The organism is Pseudonocardia sp. (assembly GCF_025465255.1).
GTDB lineage: Bacteria > Actinomycetota > Actinomycetes > Mycobacteriales > Pseudonocardiaceae > Pseudonocardia.
Map to the genome: position 1 here is coordinate 1 of NZ_JAODNI010000090.1, position 16,512 is coordinate 16,512.

Annotated in this window: 15 protein-coding genes and 1 pseudogene; 4 read left to right on the plus strand and 12 right to left on the minus strand. The window is 72.5% G+C overall.

What is annotated here, in order from left to right:
- Positions 1–271 precede the first annotated feature (271 nt).
- The 12 genes from tyrS to JWP64_RS09490 all read right to left on the minus strand — a co-directional run bounded on the left by tyrS (position 272) and on the right by JWP64_RS09490 (position 12,075).
- Positions 272–1,549 carry a tyrosine--tRNA ligase gene (gene tyrS / locus JWP64_RS09435; RefSeq protein ID WP_297494722.1) on the minus strand — a complete coding sequence of 426 codons (1,278 nt, stop codon included), beginning with the start codon at positions 1,547–1,549 and terminating at the stop codon, positions 272–274.
- A 75-nt stretch (positions 1,550–1,624) separates the two neighbouring features.
- Complete coding sequence (locus tag JWP64_RS09440) at positions 1,625–2,596, minus strand: iron-siderophore ABC transporter substrate-binding protein (protein ID WP_297494724.1); 972 nt, start codon at positions 2,594–2,596, stop codon at positions 1,625–1,627.
- A 67-nt stretch (positions 2,597–2,663) separates the two neighbouring features.
- A complete protein-coding gene (locus tag JWP64_RS09445; RefSeq protein WP_297494727.1) occupies positions 2,664–3,317 on the minus strand; it encodes a DNA-3-methyladenine glycosylase in 654 nt (217 codons plus the stop codon).
- On the minus strand, positions 3,310–4,716 hold the full coding sequence (argH, locus tag JWP64_RS09450; RefSeq protein ID WP_297494730.1) for an argininosuccinate lyase: 1,407 nt from the start codon (positions 4,714–4,716) through the stop codon (positions 3,310–3,312). The genes JWP64_RS09445 and argH overlap by 8 nt, the downstream gene beginning before the upstream one ends.
- Positions 4,713–5,924: an argininosuccinate synthase gene (locus JWP64_RS09455; protein WP_297494733.1), complete on the minus strand. Its 1,212-nt coding sequence runs from the start codon at positions 5,922–5,924 to the stop codon at positions 4,713–4,715. Before JWP64_RS09455 ends, argH begins: the two co-directional genes overlap by 4 nt.
- The gene (locus JWP64_RS09460; protein ID WP_297494736.1) at positions 5,921–6,460 is read right to left on the minus strand and encodes an arginine repressor; all 540 of its coding nucleotides are present in this window, start codon (positions 6,458–6,460) and stop codon (positions 5,921–5,923) included. Before JWP64_RS09460 ends, JWP64_RS09455 begins: the two co-directional genes overlap by 4 nt.
- Positions 6,457–7,407 (minus strand): ornithine carbamoyltransferase, encoded by a 951-nt coding sequence (gene argF / locus JWP64_RS09465; RefSeq protein WP_297494741.1) that lies wholly within the window; start codon positions 7,405–7,407, stop codon positions 6,457–6,459. Before argF ends, JWP64_RS09460 begins: the two co-directional genes overlap by 4 nt.
- The gene (locus JWP64_RS09470; protein ID WP_297494744.1) at positions 7,407–8,585 is read right to left on the minus strand and encodes an acetylornithine transaminase; all 1,179 of its coding nucleotides are present in this window, start codon (positions 8,583–8,585) and stop codon (positions 7,407–7,409) included. The genes argF and JWP64_RS09470 overlap by 1 nt, the downstream gene beginning before the upstream one ends.
- Positions 8,582–9,490 (minus strand): acetylglutamate kinase, encoded by a 909-nt coding sequence (gene argB, locus JWP64_RS09475; protein ID WP_297494747.1) that lies wholly within the window; start codon positions 9,488–9,490, stop codon positions 8,582–8,584. Before argB ends, JWP64_RS09470 begins: the two co-directional genes overlap by 4 nt.
- The gene (gene argJ, locus JWP64_RS09480) at positions 9,474–10,649 is read right to left on the minus strand and encodes a bifunctional glutamate N-acetyltransferase/amino-acid acetyltransferase ArgJ (protein WP_297494750.1); all 1,176 of its coding nucleotides are present in this window, start codon (positions 10,647–10,649) and stop codon (positions 9,474–9,476) included. Before argJ ends, argB begins: the two co-directional genes overlap by 17 nt.
- On the minus strand, positions 10,646–11,656 hold the full coding sequence (argC, locus tag JWP64_RS09485; protein WP_297494878.1) for an N-acetyl-gamma-glutamyl-phosphate reductase: 1,011 nt from the start codon (positions 11,654–11,656) through the stop codon (positions 10,646–10,648). Before argC ends, argJ begins: the two co-directional genes overlap by 4 nt.
- Before the next feature lie 68 nt (positions 11,657–11,724).
- Entirely contained in the window at positions 11,725–12,075 is a 351-nt protein-coding gene (locus JWP64_RS09490) for an NUDIX domain-containing protein (RefSeq protein WP_297494752.1), read from the minus strand.
- A gap of 152 nt (positions 12,076–12,227) precedes the next feature.
- On the opposite strand from JWP64_RS09490, the gene JWP64_RS09495 reads away from it, so the two are divergent.
- The 4 genes and pseudogenes from JWP64_RS09495 (at position 12,228) to JWP64_RS09510 (ending at position 16,512) form a co-directional block, all read left to right on the plus strand.
- Positions 12,228–12,794, plus strand: a complete 567-nt coding sequence (locus tag JWP64_RS09495; RefSeq protein WP_297494755.1) for a hypothetical protein — start codon at positions 12,228–12,230, stop codon at positions 12,792–12,794.
- 1,098 nt (positions 12,795–13,892) lie between these two features.
- Positions 13,893–14,713: pseudogene (locus JWP64_RS09500) on the plus strand (DUF2156 domain-containing protein).
- 48 nt (positions 14,714–14,761) lie between these two features.
- A complete protein-coding gene (locus JWP64_RS09505; RefSeq protein WP_297494757.1) occupies positions 14,762–15,790 on the plus strand; it encodes an LLM class flavin-dependent oxidoreductase in 1,029 nt (342 codons plus the stop codon).
- A 20-nt stretch (positions 15,791–15,810) separates the two neighbouring features.
- Positions 15,811–16,512: a TMEM175 family protein gene (locus JWP64_RS09510; protein WP_297494760.1), complete on the plus strand. Its 702-nt coding sequence runs from the start codon at positions 15,811–15,813 to the stop codon at positions 16,510–16,512.

The following is a 16,512-nucleotide window of genomic DNA, read 5'->3' on the forward strand; positions in this document are numbered from 1 at the left end:
CCCGCGCCCAGCCGATCCTCCCCCACCAGGAGGGACCACCAACCGGAAGCTCGCCGCCCACATCCCGGACACTGACTCTGGGCCGAAGAACTCGTCCCGGTCTGTCGTGCTGTCCGTTCCTGGCGACCTGGAGAAAGTTACACGCCCTGATCCGGGCCAGTGAAAGGGGGGTGCCTTCTCGGCGTTTTCGCAGTTCAGAGGCGGTTTCGGGGTCGATCCGGTTGCGGCGGCGGTGCAAGGCCCGCGGAGCGCGACCACCCGTCGCCCGGCCTCAGGGCTCGACGCGCACCCCGGCGAGGTTCCGCTTGCCCCTGCGCACCACGAGCCAACGGTTCGCGAGGAGGTCCCCGGCGGTCGGCGTCCACTCCTCGTCCGGCACCTTCACGTTGTTCACGTAGGCGCCGCCCTCCTTCACCGCCCGGCGTGCGGCGCCCCGGCTGTCCACCAGCCCGGTCGACAGCAGGAGGTCGACGATCGTCGGCTTCTCCTCGAGGCGGGTCGTCGCGTTCGGGACCTCGGACATCGCGGCGTCGAGGGTTCCGGCATCCAGCCCAGCCAGCTCGCCGCGACCGAACAACGCCTGGCTCGCGGCGATCACCTGCTCGGTCTGGTACTTGCCGTGCACGAGCGTCGTGAGCTCCTCGGCCAGCCGCTTCTGTGCGGAACGCAGGTGGGGGCGTTCGACGACGTCCCGCTCCAGCGCCTCGATCTCCTCGCGCTCCAGGAAGGTGAACAGGCGCAGGTAACGGCCCACCTCGGCGTCCCCGACGTTCACGAAGTACTGGTACCAGGCGTACGGCGACGTCATCTCCGGGTCCAGCCAGATGTTGCCGCCGCCCGTGGACTTGCCGAACTTGCGTCCCTCGGAGTCCGTGACGAGCGGCGTCGTCAGCGCGTGCACGCTCCCGGAGTCCACCCGCCGGACGAGCTCCACGCCGCCGACGATGTTCCCCCACTGGTCCGAGCCGCCGATCTGCAACCGGCAACCATGGCGCCGGTAGAGCTCGAGGTAGTCCTGGGACTGCAGGAGGAGGTAGCTGAACTCGGTGTAGGACAGCCCGTCGGACTCCAGGCGCCGCTTCACCGTCTCGCGGCCCAGCATCACGTTGACGGAGAAGTGCTTGCCGACGTCCCGGAGGAAGTCCAGCACCCCCTGCCCGCCCGTCCAGTCCAGGTTGTTCGCCACCAGCGCGCCCGTCGGGGAGTCGTCGAACTCCACGAAGCGTTCGAGCTGCCCGCGGATGCGGTCCGACCAGTTCCGGACGACGTCCGCGCTGTTGAGGGTGCGCTCCCCCACGTCGCGCGGGTCGCCGATCATCCCGGTCGCCCCGCCGGCCAGCACGATCGGCCGCGCTCCCGCCTGCTGGAACCGCCGCAGTGTCAGGAGCGGGACGAGGTGTCCGGCGTGCAGGCTCGGGCCGGTCGGGTCGAAGCCCGAGTACAGCGTGAGCGGTTCGGGACCGTCGAGGTCCCGCCGGAGCGCGTCGCGGTCCGTGCTCTGCGCGATCAGGCCGCGCCAGTCCAGCTCGTCGAGGATGTGCGTGCTCACAGAATCCATACTCCCCGGTCGCGGAGACGGCCGGTGCCCCGGGTGGGACACCGGCCGTCCGGTCGGAGGTAGGCATCAGCCGAGCGTGCCGGCCAGCTGACCCGGGAGCGTGTCCAGCACTGACGGCAGGCTCAGCACGCTGGAGAAGGACAACGCGGCGGACGCCTGGTCGTCGAGCGTGACGACCCTGCCCTGCTGCACGTCCGTCAGGTTCGCGTAGCCGGGCAGGGACTGGAACGCCGTCCGCTCCGCCTCACTCGCGGTGATCAGCACCAGGACGTCCGCCTGGTTCAGCTTGCCGATCTCCTCGGTGGAGATCGTCGCGTAGAAGTTCCGGTCCGCCAGCCGGTCGAACTCGGCGGGGATGGTCATGCCGAGCGACTGGAGGAACCGGGCGCGCAGGTCCTGCGAACCCCACACGAAGAACGACGCGTTGTCCGCGGTGCTCGGCCGGACTCCGGCGGCGGCCTTACCCATGAGCGCCGGGTACTGCTGCTTCACCTGTGTGAACCGGGCTTCCAGGTCGCCGACCAGCTCCTCCGCCTCCGCGGATCTCCCGAGCGCCTGCCCGGTGAGCCTGGTGGCGTCCTGCCACGGGGTGCCGTAGTCGATGAAGCCCTGCGGCGACGCGACCACGGGAGCGATCTTCGAGTACATGTCGTACTGCTCCTGCGTCAGGCCCGCCGAGATCCCGATGATCAGGTCCGGGCGCAGCGCCGCGATCGCCTCGGTGCCGACCTCGCCGACCGGCAGCACCGTCGGCGTCTGCCCCTGGAGCTTGTCCTGCGCCCACTCCCACGTCGCGGACGGCTTCTGCCCGGTGAACTCGCGGATCGCCACGGGAACGGTGCCGAGCGCGAGGATCGCGTCCTGGTCCGTGTACCCGAGGGAGACGACGCGCTGCGGGGCCGCCGGAATGGTCGTGCTGCCGTACTCGTGCGACACCGTCACCGGGAAGGCGCCGCCGGCGGCTGCCGCGCCGGACGACGGGTCCGATCCGCTCGCACCCCCGTCCGAACCGCACGCGGCCAGTGCGAACGCGGCCACGAGGACGAGGGACGAGGTCCTCAGAAGTCGGCGGATCGGCCGACGATCATTCTTCACATAGGTGAGGTTAGGATGCCCTATCCGTAGGGTCCACTACCGGGGTGCGGATCTTGCCCGGCCGGTACTGGCTCACCGCCGGGGACCCGTCGATCCAGAACCGCCATGGCAGGTCGGCGGCCGCCGCGACACCGACGCGCGGGCCTCTGCGGATCATGCTGCGCGGGACCGGCTCGCCGGCACGGACCCGGACCGGGGACGCCGGATCGGTGACATCGACGCCGTTGCGTTCGCGGGTGAGCCCCAGCAGCGACGCGAGCCGGGCCGGCCCCCGGGCGAGGTCGACATCCCGCTTCGCGGTGGGCCTGCGGACGCGAGCCACCCCGGGGTCGGAGAGCACCTCCCCGGCGCGGAGCAGGACCGCGCCCGCCTGCCCGTCGACCATGCAGGAGACGTTGGCACAGAAGTGCATCCCGTAGACGAAGTACACGTAGAGGCACCCGGCGGGGCCGAACATCACGCCGTTTCGCGGGGTCCGGCCCCGGAAGCTGTGCGACGCGGGGTCGTCCGCCCCGCGGTACGCCTCGACCTCGACAAGGCGCACCGCCACCAGACCGTCGGGTGTGTCCGCCTCGACGGTGCAGCCGAGGAGTCTCGCCGCCGCGGGGAGCACGTCGGAGGCGAGCTCCTCGCGGCGGATCAGTCCGTCCGACAAGTCAGGCACTCACCCACACGCGGGCGTCCGCACTCGCGCCCTGCAGCTCGTCGAGCTGCTCGGCGACCCGCTCCCCCGCCGTCCCGCCGCGGGAGTTCCGCGAGGCGATCGAGCCGGGAACGGTGAGGACCTCGCGGACCGCGGCCGTGAGCGCCGGATGGACGCCCGCGAGCTCGGCGTCCGTCAGCTCGTCCAGGCCTACGCCACGGGCCTCGGCGGCCCGGACGCAGCCGCCCGCGGCCTCGTGCGCGACCCGGAACGGGACGCCCTGGCGGACGAGCCACTCCGCGATGTCCGTCGCGAGGGTGAACCCCGCCGGGGCCAGCTCGGCCAGCCGGTCCGTGTGGAAGACCAGGGTCGACACCATGCCGGCCACCGCGGGCAGCAGCAGGTCCAGCTGCTCCGCGGAGTCGAACAGCGGCTCCTTGTCCTCCTGGAGGTCCCGGTTGTACGCCAGCGGCAGGCCCTTGAGCGTGGCCATCAGCCCGGCGAGGTTGCCGATCAGCCGGCCGGCCTTGCCCCGTGCGAGCTCCGCGACGTCCGGGTTCTTCTTCTGCGGCATGATCGAGCTGCCGGTGGAGAACGCGTCGTCGAGGGTGACGTAGGAGAACTCCGCGGTGGCCCAGAGGATGATCTCCTCGGCCAGCCGGGACAGGTCCACCGAAACCATGGCCAGGACGAACGCCGCCTCCGCGGCAAAGTCCCGGGACGCCGTGCCGTCGATCGAGTTCGCCGACGACGAGTCGAAGCCCAGCTCGGCCGCCACCGCCTCCGGGTCCAGCCCGAGGGACGAGCCCGCGAGCGCACCCGACCCGTACGGCGAGACCGCGGCCCGCTTGTCCCAGTCCCGCAGCCGGTCGACGTCCCGCAGCAGCGCGTGGGCGTGCGCGGCCAGCTGGTGGCCGAGGAGCACCGGCTGCGCGTGCTGCAGGTGGGTACGGCCGGGCATCGGCGCGTCCGGGTGCGCCTCGGCCTGCGCCACCAGCGCGTCGACGACGTCCAGGACACCCGCGCCGATCCGGCGCGTCGCGTCGCGCAGCCACATCCGGAACAGCGTCGCCACCTGGTCGTTGCGGGACCGGCCGGCGCGGAGCTTGCCGCCCAGCTCCGGCCCGGCCCGCTCGATCAGGCCTCGCTCGAGCGCCGTGTGCACGTCCTCGTCGTCCGGAGCGGGCCCGAACGCGCCGGACTCGACCTCCGACTCCAGCTTCGTCAGGGCGTCGAGCATCCCGGCGAGCTCGTCGTCGCTGAGCAGGCCCGCCCGGGCGAGCACCCGGGCGTGGGCCTTCGACCCGCGGATGTCGTAGGGGGCGAGCCGCCAGTCGAAGTGCGTCGACTTGCTCAGGGCGGCCAGCGCGTCGGCCGGACCGGACGCGAACCGGCCGCCCCAGAGAGCAGCCCCACTCACTGCGAGGAGCCCCCCAGCCGCTGCGCCCGGCGGGCGGCGATCTTGCTGGGCAGGCCCCAGAGCTGGACGAAGCCCTTGGCGAGGCTCTGGTCGAACGCGTCGCCCTCGTCGTAGGTGGCGAGGTTGAAGTCGTACAGCGACGCGTCCGAGCGGCGGCCCGTCGGGGTGGCGTTGCCGGCGTGCAGCGTCATCCGCACCTCGCCGGAGACGTACTCCTGGGTCTGCGCGACGAACGTGTCCAGCGCGTACTTCAGCGGGGAGAACCACAGGCCGTCGTAGACCAGCTCGGTCCAGCGCTGCGAGACCGTCCGCTTGAACCGGGCGAGGTCCCGCTCGACGGTGACGTTCTCCAGCTCCTGGTGCGCGGTGATCAGCGCGATCGCGCCCGGCGCCTCGTACACCTCGCGGCTCTTGATGCCGACGAGCCGGTCCTCGACCATGTCGAGGCGGCCGATGCCCTGGCCACCGGCACGGCGGTTGAGCTCCTCGATCGCCTGCAGCACGGTGACCGGCTTGTCGTCGATCGCGACCGGCACGCCCTTCTCGAAGCGGATGACCACCTCGTCCGCGTCCCGTGGCTCGGCCGGGTTCTGCGTGTAGGAGTAGACGTCCTCGATCGGCGCGTTCCAGATGTCCTCGAGGAAGCCCGTCTCGACGGCGCGGCCCCAGACGTTCTGGTCGATCGAGTACGGCGACTTCTTGGTGACGTCGATCGGCAGGTTGTGCTGCTCGGCGTACTGGATCGCCTTCTCGCGGGTCCAGGCGAAGTCACGGACCGGCGCGATGCAGTTCAGCTCGGGCGCGAGCGCCTGGATGCCGACCTCGAAGCGGACCTGGTCGTTGCCCTTGCCGGTGCAGCCGTGCGCGACCGTCGAGGCGCCGTGGTACTTCGCGGCCTCGACCAGGTGCTTGACGATCAGCGGCCGCGAGATCGCGGAGACCAGCGGGTAGCGGTCCATGTAGAGCGCGTTGGCCTGCAGCGCCGGCAGGCAGTACTGCTCGGCGAACTCGTCGCGGGCATCGGCGACCACGGCCTCGACCGCACCGCAGGCCAGCGCCCGCTTGCGGATCTCCTCGAGGTCCTCGCCGCCCTGGCCGACGTCGACGGCCACGGCCACCACCTCGGCACCGGTCTCCTCGGCGATCCACCCGATGCCCACCGAGGTGTCCAGCCCACCCGAGTAGGCCAGTACGACCCGGTCCGTCATGAGAGTTCTCCTTCGTGCTGTTTGTTCGTGGGTAGTGCTTGGAGGCGCTGCGCGAGCTCGGCGCCGGTGAGCGGCTCGCGCGCGACCACGAAGATCGTGTCGTCCCCGGCGATGGTGCCGACGACGTCGTGCAGGGCCGCCCGGTCCAGCGCACTCGCAAGGTAGTGCGCCGCGCCGGGCGGGGTTCGGAGCACGGCCAGGTTCCCACTCGCGTCCGCCGACACGAGCAGCTCCCCCAGCATCCGGCTCAGCCTGGTGGTGCCGCCCTCGACACCGCGCACCGGGCTGCCGTCCTCCGGGATGACGTAGACGGGCGTGCCGCCGTCCGCACCGCGCAGCTTGACCGCGCCCAGGTCGTCGAGGTCCCGGGACAGGGTGGCCTGCGTGGTCTCGATGCCCGAGGCCTCGAGGAGCGCGAGCAGCTCGCCCTGGCTGTGCACGGCACGCCGGGTGATCAGCTCGACGATCCGGGCCTGCCGGGCGACGCGGGTGGCGGTACTGGAGCGGGCACCGCCGTTGGTGCGGGCGGTGGTCATCGTCCCGCTCGCCCCGGTTCCATCAGCCAGGCGAGGAGTGCCTTCTGCGCGTGCAACCGGTTCTCCGCCTCGTCCCAGACCAGGCTCGCCGGGCCGTCCATCACCTCGTCGGTGATCTCGTCCCCGCGGTGCGCGGGCAGGCAGTGCAGGACGATCGCGCCCTCGTTCGCGCGGGCGAGGAGCTCGGCGTTGATCTGGTACGGGCGGAACGGCGCCGCCCGGTCCAGCCCGTCGTCCTCCTGGCCCATGGACACCCACGTGTCCGTGACCAGCACGTCCGCACCCTCCACGGCCGCCTGCGGATCCAGGATCAGCTCGGCGCCGCCGCCGGTCTCCGCCGCCCGGGCCTTCGCGTCGCGCAGGACGTCCGGGTCCGGGGTGAAGCCCTCCGGCGCGGCGATCCGGACGTGCATGCCGGCCGTCGCGCCGCCGAGGAGCAGCGAGTGCGCCATGTTGTTCGCGCCGTCGCCGAGGTAGGTCAGGGTGAGGCCGGCGAGCCGGCCGAAGCGCTCCTGGATCGTCTGCAGGTCCGCGAGGACCTGGCAGGGGTGGAACTCGTCCGTCAGCGCGTTGACGACCGGCACCGAGGACACGCTCGCCATCGCCTCGATGCGGCTCTGCCCACCGGTCCGCCACACCACCGCGTCGACGAAGCGGGACAGCACCCGAGAGGTGTCCTCGATCGTCTCGCCGCGGCCGAGCTGGCTGGTGGCGGCGTCCAGGATGACCGGGCTGCCGCCGAGCTGGCTGATCCCCACCTCGAACGAGATCCGGGTCCGGGTCGACGACTTGTCGAAGATCACCGCGACCGGCCTCGGCCCGGCCAGCGGGCGGTGCGCGAAGCGGTCCTTCTTCATCTCGGCCGCCAGGGCGAGGACCTCGGCCTGCTCGGCGGGCGAGAGGTCGTCGTCCCGCAGCATGTGCCTGGGTCCGGATGCGGAGGCCATCAGACGGTCCCGCCCGCGGTGTCCAGGATCCCCGGCAGCGCATCGAGGAACCCGCGCGCCTGCTCCTGGGTGAGGACCAGCGGCGGCGCGAGCCGGATCCGGGTCGGTACCGCGTTGTTGACCAGGTACCCGCGCTCCCGGGCCACCGAGGCCACGGCCGCGGAGACGGGCTGGTTCAGGCCGACGCCGATGTGCAGCCCGGCCCCCGACACGTCCGTGACCATCGGGTGCGTCATCTCCTCGATCGCGGTCGAGATCTCCTTGCCGAGCTGCGTGACGTGCTCGAGCAGGCCGTCGTTCGCGATCGTGCCGAGCACCGCGAGCGCCGCGGCGCAGCTGACCGGGTTGCCCCCGAAGGTCGTCCCGTGCTGGCCGGGCTCGAGCAGGGCGCCCGCGTCCCCGATCCCGATGCAGGCGCCGATCGGCAGGCCGCCGCCGAGTCCCTTGGCCAGCGTCACGACGTCCGGGACGATCCCGAGCGGCTGGTGCGCGAACCACGCGCCGGTCCGGCCGATCCCGGTCTGCACCTCGTCGAGCACCAGCAGCGCGCCCTTGGCCGCGGTGATCTCCCGGGCCGCCCGCAGGTAGCCCTCCGGCGGCACGATCACCCCCGCCTCGCCGAGGATCGGCTCGAGGAACACCGCGGCGGTGTCCTCGGTGACCGCGGCCTCGAGCGCCGCGACGTCCCCGAACGGGATGTGCGAGACGCCCGGGGGCATCGGCTCGAACGGCTCCCGCTTGGCCGGCTGCCCGGTGAGCGCGAGCGCGCCCATGGTGCGGCCGTGGAACGCGTCCTGGCAGGCGACGATGTGCGGGCGGCCGGTCCGCCGCGCGATCTTGAAGGCGGCCTCGTTGGCCTCGGCGCCGGAGTTGCAGAACAGGACCCGGGCGCTCGGCTGGTCCAGCAGTCCCAGGAGCTTCTCGGCCAGCTGCAGCGGCGGCTCGGTGATGTAGAGGTTCGACGTGTGCCCCAGCGTGGAGATCTGCCGGGTCACGGCCTTGACGACGGCCGGGTGGGCGTGGCCGAGCGAGTTGACCGCGATGCCGCCGACCAGATCCAGGTAGCGGCGGCCCTCGGCGTCCCACACCTCGGCGCCCTCGCCGCGGACCAGCGTCAGCGGCGGGGTGCCGTAGTTGTTCATGAGCGAGTGCTGCCACCGCTCCGCGTACGTGGTCATGACGGCACCACCATCGTTCCGACTCCTTCGCTCGTGAACACCTCGAGCAGCACCGAGTGCGGCATCCGCCCGTCGATCACGTGCGCCTGGGGGACCCCGCCCCGGACCGCCCGCAGGCAGGCCTCCATCTTCGGCGCCATCCCGCTCTCGAGCTGCGGGAGCATCGGCTCCAGCTCGGCGGCGGTCAGCTCGCTGATGATCGACTCGGGATCGGGGTAGTTCGCGTACAGGCCCTCGACGTCCGTGAGCACCACCAGCTTCGTGGCGTCGAGGGCCGCCGCCAGCGCCGCGGCGGCGCTGTCGGCGTTGATGTTGTAGACCTGCCCGTCGACGTCCGGCGCGACGCCGGCGACGACCGGGATCCGCCCGGCCTTCACGATGTCCAGCACCGCGTCCGGGTTGACCTGCACGACGTCGCCGACCAGGCCGATGTCCACGGCCTCACCGTCGACGAGCGCCGTGCGCTTCTCCGCGGTGAACAGGCCGGCGTCCTCGCCGGACAGCCCGACGGCGTAGGGACCGTGCTGGTTGATCAGCCCGACGAGCTCGCGCCCGACCTGGCCGACCAGCACCATCCGGACCACGTCGATCGTCTCGGGGGTGGTCACCCGAAGCCCGCCGCGGAACTCCCCCGGCAGGCCGAGCCGCTTCAGCATCGCGCTGATCTGGGGGCCGCCGCCGTGCACGACGACCGGGTGGATGCCCGCGAGCCGCAGGAACATCATGTCCTGGGCGAACGCCTGCTTCAGCTCGTCGTCGATCATGGCGTTGCCGCCGTACTTGACCACGACGATCTTCCCGTGGAACCGCTGCAGGTAGGGCAGGGCCTCGGCGAGCACGCCCGCCTTCTCCCCGGCCCGCTTCAGCCGGGTGGCGAGGCCGGTGATCTCAGGAGGAGTAGGCACTGTTCTCCTCCACGTACGCGTGCGACAGGTCCGTCGTGAGGATCTCCGCGGTGCCGTCCCCGAGCCCGAGCGAGACCTCGACGAGGATGTCCTCGCCGGACAGGTCCGCCTCGGCACGGTCCGCGGCCGCGACGCCGCCGGCACAGAGCAGGGCGCCGTTGATCGTGACGTCCAGCTTCTCGGGGTCGAGGTCCGCGTCCGCGTAGCCGGCGGCCGCGGCGACCCGGCCCCAGTTGGGGTCCGATCCGAACAACGCGGTCTTGACCAGGCTGTCCCGGGCGACGGTACGGGCGACCGTCACGGCGTCGTCCTCGCTCGCCGCGCCGGTGACCCGGACCAGGATGCGCTTGGTGACGCCCTCGGCGTCCGCCTGCATCTGCTTCGCCAGGTCCTTGCAGACCGCGGTGAACGCCGCGGTGAGCGCGGCCGGCTCGGGGGTGATGCCGGAGGCACCCGAGGCCAGGGCCAGCACGGTGTCGTTGGTGGACATGGAGCCGTCGACGTCGAGCCGGTCGAAGCTGACCCGCACGGCCGCGCGGAGCGACTCCTCGAGCGTGGCCGCGTCGACGACCGCGTCCGTGGTGACGACGGACAGCATCGTGGCCATCGACGGCGCGATCATGCCCGCGCCCTTGGTGAGGCCGCCGACGCTCCAGCCCGCCTCGTCGACGTGCCGTGCCTCCTTGGGCACCGTGTCCGTCGTCATGATCGCGGTGGCGGCGGCCAGGCCGCCCTCGGCCGTGGACTCGAGCGAGCCGACCGCCTTCTCGACCCCGGCCAGCACAATCTCGCGCGGGAGCTGCGCGCCGATCAGGCCGGTCGAGCAGATCGCGACGTCGACGGCGCCCCAGGGCTGATCGACACTGCCGAGGGCGTCGGCGGCCTTCTCGGCCGTCGCGTGGGCGGTCTGGAAGCCCTTCGGGCCGGTGCAGGCGTTGGCGCCACCGGAGTTGAGGACGACCGCGCGCAGGGTCCCGGTGGACACGACCTGCTGGGACCAGAGGACGGGCGCGGCCTTGACCTTGTTGCGGGTGAAGACGCCCGCGGCGGTGAACTCGGGCCCGTCGTTGACGACGAGCGCCAGGTCCGGCCGGCCGTTGGCCTTGATCCCGGCCGTGACGCCGGAAGCCCGGAAGCCCTTGGGTCCGGTGACGCTCACGGAGCCACTCCCGTCGTCGGCAGGCCGGTGGTCTCGGGGAGGCCGAGGGCTAGGTTCATGCACTGCACGGCGCCGCCGGCCGTGCCCTTCGTGAGGTTGTCGATCGCCGAGACGACGACCAGCCGCTTGGCGTCCGCGTCCACCGCCACCTGGAGCTGGACGTTGTTGGAGCCGAGCGTCGCGCCCGTCGTGGGCCATTGGCCCTCGGGCAGCAGCTGGACGAAGGGCTCGTCCGCGTAGGCCTTCTCGTAGATTTCCCGCACGTTCGCGCCGTCGCCCGTCAGGGAGGCGGAACAGGACGCGAGGATGCCGCGCGGGAGCGGGGCCAGGACCGGGGTGAAGCTCACGGAGACCGGTGTACCGGAGGCCCCCGACAGGTTCTGGGCGATCTCCGGGGTGTGCCGGTGCACGCCTCCCACGCCGTAGGCGGAGAGCGAGCCCATGACCTCGGCGCCGAGCAGGTGCGGCTTGAGCGACCTGCCCGCGCCGGAGGTCCCGGTCACCGCGGTGATCACGACGTCCGGCTCGACGAGGCCCGCGACCAGCGCGGGGAACAGGGCGAGGCTGGTGGCCGTCGGGTAGCAGCCGGGGACGGCGACCCGCTTCGTGCCGCGCAGGGCGTCCCGCGCGCCGGGCAGCTCGGGCAGGCCGTACGGCCAGTGCCCGGCGTGCTCCCCGCCGTACCAGCGGTCCCACGCCGCCGCGTCGTTGAGCCGGTGGTCCGCGCCGCAGTCCACGACCAGCACCGAGTCCCCGAGCCGGGCGGCGATCTCGGCGGACTTCCCGTGCGGCAGCGCGAGGAAGACGACGTCGTGGCCGGCGAGGACCTCCGCCGTGCTCTCCCCCAGGACCCGGTCGGCCAGCGGCGCCAGGTGCGGCTGGAACTCACCCAGTCGCCTGCCCGCGTTGCCGCCCGCCGTCAGCGCGCCGATCTCCGCATCCGGGTGCCCGAGGAGCAGCCTGAGCAGCTCTCCCCCGGCGTACCCGCTGGCCCCTGCCACCGCGATCCGTACCACGCGGATGAGTATGCAGACCGATGCAAGCTCATGCAAGTCGGTTCCGTCGGACCTCACCCTTACGGTGTGCCCCGTGGCCACGAGATCGTCCCGCGCGTACAGCGCGGGGTCCGCAACGTTGCGTCGAAGAGCATGACGATCTCGTGCCAGGGCCGCGCGTCCCAGGTGAAGAGGTTCTCGAGGACGCCACGCAGGCGCACGTCCGCGATCTCCGCGCCGAGCTCCTCGAGCATCTCCCGGCGCAGCGCCTCCGCCCCGGTCTCGCCGCACTCGACGCCGCCCAGGGGCCGGTGGAAGACCTTCCCGGTGGCGGGGTCGTTCCCGCGGAAGACCAGCAGCTCCTCCCCGCGCATCACCAGGGCGAGGGCGAGGACCCTGATCCGGCCCTGCCGGCCGTCCGGAGTGTTCACGCGGCGAGGCGGTACGTGCTGCCGCTGCTGTTCGGCAGCCCCGCGTCCGGGAGCGCGGGCGCATGTCCGTCGTCACGCACGGGCGGCACGCTAGCGGGAGCAATTCCGCGGAACGGCCACGAGCGGGCACGGCTCGTCGCTACCGTCCGCCCGTGCGCCGAACACGCCCCCTCCGCGCGCTGAGCGGCGGTCTCCTCCTCGTGGTCCTGTCCACCGGGTGTGGCCGGGCGATCGCCGGGAACGCCGTCGCCGAGCCGCTTCCGACCGCGGGCACGACGGTGGCGGCGCCCGCCCGGACCAGCGGCCCCGTGCTGCTCGGCGACGCGGTCCGGGACGAGTGCCTGCTCGACGCCGCCGAGCTCGCCTCGCTGCTGGACGCCCCGGTCGATCCGCCGGAGAACGGCACGACCAGCCACGCCGACGGCACCACGGCCCGCGGCTGCACCGCCGCCGCGAGGGAGGGCGACCCGCCGGCGCTCGCCGCGGTGAACGTCTACGGCGTCCGCGGCGGCGCACCGGCCGACGTGGTCCGCGCGGGTCTCGGGCGACGGGAGTTGTCCGAGGTGGGCGACGCGGCGGCGGTCGTCGACACCGCGAGCGGCCCGACGATGCAGATCGCCTCGCGGACCTATCTGATCACGATCGCGGTGGCCGAGCGGAGGCCGTCGGACGCGCAGTGGCGGGCCGCGGGCCGCGTGGCGCTGACGCGCCTGCCGTGAGCCGGCGCTCTCCGGCGCAGGCTCCCCTTCACCTCGTCGGCCGTAGTCACCCTGCTCGTCGGCCTGGCCACCGGCACGTTCTGGTCCGCGGCGGAGGACCGGAGCTGGTACCCCCAGGTCGCCTACGGGCTGCCGTCGTTCCTAGAAGGGCGCTGGTGGACGCTGCTGACCGGTCCCTTCCTGGCCGTCACCCCGCTCTCCGCCATGGCGATGATCGGGAGCTTCGCCCTGCTCGTCGGCATCGGCGAGTGGCTGCTCGGCACTCGGCTCGCCGCCGCGGTCACGGTGGTGGGCCAGCTCGTCGGGGTCCTGGTCGCCGCAGGCTTCCTGCTCTCCGTGCGCGGCACCGGGTGGCGCTGGGCCGTCGACCTGTCCCAACGCCTCGACATGGGGTTCTCGGCGGGGGCCATGGCCGTCCTCGCGGTCGCCTCGGCCGTCCTGCGGCCGCCGTGGCGGCTCCGCGTCCGTCTCCTCCTCGGCCTCTACGTGATCGTCTCCGTCGTCTATCTCGGATCGCTGGCCGATTTCGAGCACTTCTTGGTCGTCGCTCTCGGGCTGGCCGCCGGGCCACGGCTGACCCGCCACCTCGGCGTCCGGGAGCCGGGCCGGCCCAGCAGGCGCGAGTGGCGGCTGCTCGCGGTCGGCGGGCTGGTGCTGATCGTGGTCGGGACGGCGCTGAGCTACTTCCTGCCGAGCGACGGGCCGCTGGGCGACACCGGCGACGCGGGGAACTCGCTGATCGACGTCGCGACCGTCGTGGTGCTCGGGGCCCTGCTGGTCAACGGGATCCGGAAGGGCCACCGGGTCGCCTGGCGGTGGGCGGTCGGGCTCTCCGCGCTCAACCTCGTGCTCGGGTTGCTGGTCCTCGTCCTGGCGATCGTCATCGCGGTGCTGAAGCCGGTCGACGCCCGCCTGGACCTGAGCTCGACGTTCGTGGCGGACCGGTTGATCTGGGTGGCGCTGCTGGTCGTGCTCGTCGCCGGTAGCGCGGCGTTCCGCGTCCCGTCGCGGCGCAAGCGGCGCGGCACCGGCACCGGCACCGATCGGGACACCGCCGTGGACCTGCTGCAGCAGCACGGCGGCAGCACGGTCTCCTGGATGGCGACCTGGCCCGAGAACCGGTACTTCGGCACCGACGACGGGCGGTCGTGCCAGGCCTGGCAGGCCCACGCCGGCGTCGCGATCGGGCTGGGGGAAGCGATCGGTCCGCCGGAGGACCGGGCCGCGGCGCTGCGGGAGTTCGCGCGCAGCAGCGAGATGTCCGGGCTGGTCCCGTGCGTGTTCTCCGCCTCCGACGCGACGGCCCGCGAGGCCCGGGAGGCGGGCTGGCTCACCGTCCAGATCGCCGAGGACACCCTGGTGGACCTGCCCGACCTGGAGTTCCGCGGCAAGGCCTGGCAGGACGTCCGCTCGGCGGGATCGACGAGGCGCTCGACCCCCAGGTCCGTGTCGGGCTCGCCGAGGACGCGGACGGTGTGATCCAGGGCGTCACGTCGTGGCTGCCGGTCCACGCCCCGGGAGGCGCCGTCCGCGGATGGACCCTGGACGTCATGCGGCGCCGGGACGACGGCGCCTTCCGCCCGGTGGTCGAGTTCCTGATCGCGTCCAGTTGCCTGGCGTTCAAGGACGACGGCGCCACCGGGGTCTCGCTGTCCGGCGCGCCGCTGGCCAGGACCGGGAAGGGCGAGGTCGCCGCGGCGCTGGACCGGCTGCTCGACACCCTGGGCGCCCGGCTCGAGCCGCTCTACGGGTTCTGCTCGCTGCACTCGTTCAAGGCGAAGTTCCAGCCACGCTACGAGCCGATGCACCTGCTCTACCGGGACGAGGCAGACCTCCCGCGCATCGGCCTCGCGCTCACGAAGGCGTACCTGCCCGACACCTCGGTGCGGGAGCTGCTGCAGCTCGTCCGTTCCGGCTGATCGGCGCGCTCCGGGAACAGGACCGGGTGGTTGATTGTTCAACCGGGCGTGGAACTGGGCGTGTACACCTTCGCGGACATCGATCCCACCGGCGCGGGTGTCGGTCCCGCACAGCGGGTGCGGGAGGTCGTCGAGGAGATCGAGCTGGCGGACCAGGTGGGACTCGACGTCTACGGCGTCGGCGAGCACCACCGCGCGGACTACGCCGCGTCCGTCCCGGCGATGATCCTCGCCGCGGCCGCGGAACGGACCGAGCGCATCCGCCTGACCAGCGCGGTCACCGTGCTGTCCTCGGACGACCCGGTGCGGGTGTTCCAGCAGTTCGCCACGCTCGACCTGCTGTCCGAGGGTCGTGCCGAGATCATGGCCGGCCGCGGGTCGTTCACCGAGTCGTTTCCCCTGTTCGGTCACGACCTCGCCGACTACGACGAGCTGTTCGCCGAGAAGCTGGACCTGCTCCTCGCCCTGCGGGCCGACGGGCGGGTGACCTGGTCCGGAAAGCATCGCCCCGCACTCACCGACCAGCCCGTCTTCCCGCGCCCGGTCCAGGACCCGCTGCCAGTGTGGGTCGCCGTCGGCGGCAATCCGCAGTCCGTGGTGCGCGCCGGGCTGCTGGGCCTGCCGATGGCGCTCGCGATCATCGGCGGCATGCCGGAACGGTTCGCCCCGCTCGCGGACCTGCACCGCCGCGCCCTCGCCGAGGGCGGACACGGGCAGGCACCGCTGAGCCTCAACCTGCACGGCTTCGTCGCCGACGACGCGGCGCGGGCGGCGGACATCTACTATCCCGCCCACTCCGGGGTGATGAACCGCATCGGGCAGGAGCGCGGCTGGGGCCCCACCTCCCGCGCGGCGTTCGAGGCGATGACCGGACTGCGGGGCGCGTACGTCGTCGGGGACCCGGGGCTGGTCGCGGAGAAGATCCTCTTCCAGCACGAGCTGTTCGGCCACGACCGCACGCTGCTGCAGTTCCCGATCGGTGAAGTGCCGCACGCCGACGTCATGCGGGCGATCGAGCTGCTCGGGACGAAGGTCGCGCCGCTGGTGCGGTCGGAGATCGCGCAACGCGCCGGCTGACCCGGCACTAGGCTCCGCACATGGCTGACGCGCCCGTGGAGCCGGACCTGAGCGCCGTCGCGAGCCCCCCGTCGGGCGTCCCTGCCGCGGAGGACTACGGCGCGGAGGACTACGGCTCGACCGAGCGGGGCGCGGCGGAACGTCTGGCGTTCTTCTCCGACGCGGTGGTCGCGATCGCGATCACCCTCCTGGCGATCGAGCTGCGGGTGCCGCAGGGCGACTCGGTGGTCGAGCTCGCCGCGGGCTTCGCCGCGAACTGGAACCAGTACCTCACCTTCCTGATCAGCTTCGCGGTGATCGCCCGGCACTGGACCCTCCACCACCGGGTGTTCCGCTACGTCGGCCGGGCCTCGACCGGCGTCATCTGGCTGAACATGGGATGGCTGCTGCTGATCGTGGTCACCCCGTTCCTGACCCGGGTGATCGAGGAGGGGCACCTCGACCTCGCCCGCTTCGGCCTTTACGCGCTCGCCCAGTCCCTGCAGGTCTGCGTGTTCGCGCTGATCGTGGCCGTGGTCGCCCACCAGCGGGCGTTCGTTCCCGGCACCCCGGAGCACCTGCGCCGCCGGGGCTGGGTCCTCTCCGTGGTCACCGGGCTCGGCTTTCTGATCTCGATCCCGCTGTTCCCGCTGCTGGGCGCATGGGCGTTCGCCGTCTGGGCCATGATCCCGGCGGTGCTCGGCCGGATCCTCGCGGCGACGGGCGTCGTCGGCCGCAGCTGA

Coding starts and splice junctions, on each gene's coding strand:
- JWP64_RS09510 (WP_297494760.1), top strand. CDS start 15,811: ATGGCTGACGCGCCCGTGGAGCCGGACCTGAGCGCCGTCGCGAGCCCC.
- JWP64_RS09470 (WP_297494744.1), bottom strand. CDS start 8,585: ATGACCACGTACGCGGAGCGGTGGCAGCACTCGCTCATGAACAACTAC.
- JWP64_RS09460 (WP_297494736.1), bottom strand. CDS start 6,460: ATGACCACCGCCCGCACCAACGGCGGTGCCCGCTCCAGTACCGCCACC.
- argF (WP_297494741.1), bottom strand. CDS start 7,407: ATGGCCTCCGCATCCGGACCCAGGCACATGCTGCGGGACGACGACCTC.
- JWP64_RS09455 (WP_297494733.1), bottom strand. CDS start 5,924: ATGACGGACCGGGTCGTACTGGCCTACTCGGGTGGGCTGGACACCTCG.